Below are 1,820 nucleotides of genomic sequence, written 5' to 3' on the forward strand. Positions count from 1 at the left end.
GAGACAGGTAGTAGGTCTCCTCGAGATAGGACTCGGCCGGCAGATTGTCCTGGTCATGCTTGTGCGGCGGATAGCTCGATGTGTGGCCGCCCGGCGTGATGACCTCGACCACCAGCAATGAGTCGGCCGGCTTGCCCTCCGGCAGGATGTTGGTGACATAGCGCGTGTTGGTGCCCTTGCCGCGAACCTCCTGGCCGAGATCCTTCGGCGCAATGACGCGGACCGGCAGGCCGCCGCCAAGCCCCGGCGCCGAGCAGACCGCAAGTTCGAGATCGGTGTCTGATGTCACCGACCAGTCAGAGTCCTGCGGCACATAGACCGACCACGGCTTGCCTTCGAAGGGCGACATGCGTTCGCCGAGCAGGCCGAGATCCTTGCCGCCGGCCGTCGCCTTGCCCTTGCCGGTGACGAACACCAGGCAGACTTCACGGTTCGCGGTTTGCCCGGAGGCTGTTCCGCCTGGCCGCAATCGATGCAGATCGAAACCGACATAAGTCCAGCCGGCGTTTTGCGGCGTCACATGGGCGACGTGGCCATGGCCCTTATCGGCCTTAACCAGCAGTTTCGACATCGCGCTTCATTCCTTTGGTTCGGTATCGGCCGAAGCCTTGCCGCCGTCGGCCGGCTTATAGAGATAGAAGAACTGCCAGACGGCATAGCCGGCGAAGCCGAGCGCGATCATGCCCCAGAACGGCGCGCCGGTGGCAAACTCGACCACGGCCCAGCCCAGGCAGACCGCGACGATGGCAACGCGCCGCCACAAGGGCCGGAAGAACGGATGCTCGGAGTCCTTCATCGGATCAGCCCCCGCATCGGATCAGCCCTTCGCCGGGAATACTGCATTCAAGCATTGGGGAAGCCCTGTGTTTCAACGGTGTAACCGGCAGCCGTCATCACCCGCATCAATTCCTTGTAGCCGACTTGCGCCATCTTGAACGGCGGATTCGTCTTCGGGTCCTGCTCGGCCTCGACGACGAACCAGCCTTCATAGCCGTAGTTCGCCAGCCTTTCCACGATGACGCCAAAATCCAGCGAACCGTCTCCCGGCACCGTGAAGGCGCCGAGCGCCACGGCGTCTAGGAAGGATTGCTTCTGGCGGTCGAGTTTCTCGATCACCTCCATGCGTATGTCTTTCACATGCACATGGTTGATGCGCCGGTGATGCTTGTCGATGGCGCGCAGCACGTCACCGCCGGCAAAGGCCAGGTGACCGGCATCGAGCAGCAAGGGGATGCCTTCTCCCGAAAAGCGCATGAAGGCATCAAGCTCCGGCTCCGTCTCGACCACCGCTGCCATATGATGGTGGTAGGAGAGCGGCATGCCCTGCTCGGCGCACCATTCCCCGAACTGCGTGAGGCGCTTCGCATAGGCTTTCATCTCGTCGTCCGAAAGCCTGGGCTTGGTGGCGAGCGGCTTCGAGCGGTCGCCCTGGATGGAGCGGCCGACCTCGCCGTAGACGATGCAAGGAGCGTTCACCGCCTTGAACAGATCGATCATCGGCTGGATGCGATCCTTATTCCCCGCCATGTCTTCGTCGACCAGCGTACCGGAGAACCAGCCACCGCAAAGCGTGACGTCGGCCTCTTTCAGGATCGGCAGCATGATCTCCGGGTCACTGGGAAAACGGCGGCCCATTTCCATGCCGGTGAAACCTGCCGAACGCGACTGGCGCAAGCACTCCTCCAGCGAGACGTCATCGCTGAGTTCCGCAAGATCGTCGTTCCACCATGCAATGGGGGACATGCCCAGTTTGGCTTTCAAGTCGTCACTCCAATGTCAGTTCGTGTCCACCCTCGCCCTTGTGGGGAGGGTCGCTGCGA

General features: G+C 62.3%; 3 protein-coding genes. All 3 read right to left on the reverse strand.

Going from position 1 to position 1,820, the window contains the following annotated elements:
- A partial coding sequence (locus EOA86_RS33150) for a 5-deoxy-glucuronate isomerase (protein ID WP_128345417.1) occupies positions 1–571 on the reverse strand: 571 nt, incomplete at its 3' end.
- Between the two features lie 6 nt (positions 572–577).
- Positions 578–796 (reverse strand): DUF3329 domain-containing protein, encoded by a 219-nt coding sequence (locus EOA86_RS33155; RefSeq protein WP_029347375.1) that lies wholly within the window; start codon positions 794–796, stop codon positions 578–580.
- Positions 797–843: 47 nt separating this feature from the next.
- A complete protein-coding gene (gene iolE / locus EOA86_RS33160; RefSeq protein WP_128345418.1) occupies positions 844–1,761 on the reverse strand; it encodes a myo-inosose-2 dehydratase in 918 nt (305 codons plus the stop codon).
- Between the last annotated feature and the right edge of the window lie 59 nt (positions 1,762–1,820).

The organism is Mesorhizobium sp. M5C.F.Ca.IN.020.32.2.1, assembly GCF_004023105.1.
Taxonomy (GTDB): domain Bacteria; phylum Pseudomonadota; class Alphaproteobacteria; order Rhizobiales; family Rhizobiaceae; genus Mesorhizobium; species Mesorhizobium wenxiniae.

Excerpts from the sequence above, each read along its gene's own strand:
- EOA86_RS33155 (WP_029347375.1), bottom strand. The coding sequence starts at position 796 with ATGAAGGACTCCGAGCATCCGTTCTTCCGGCCCTTGTGGCGGCGCGTT.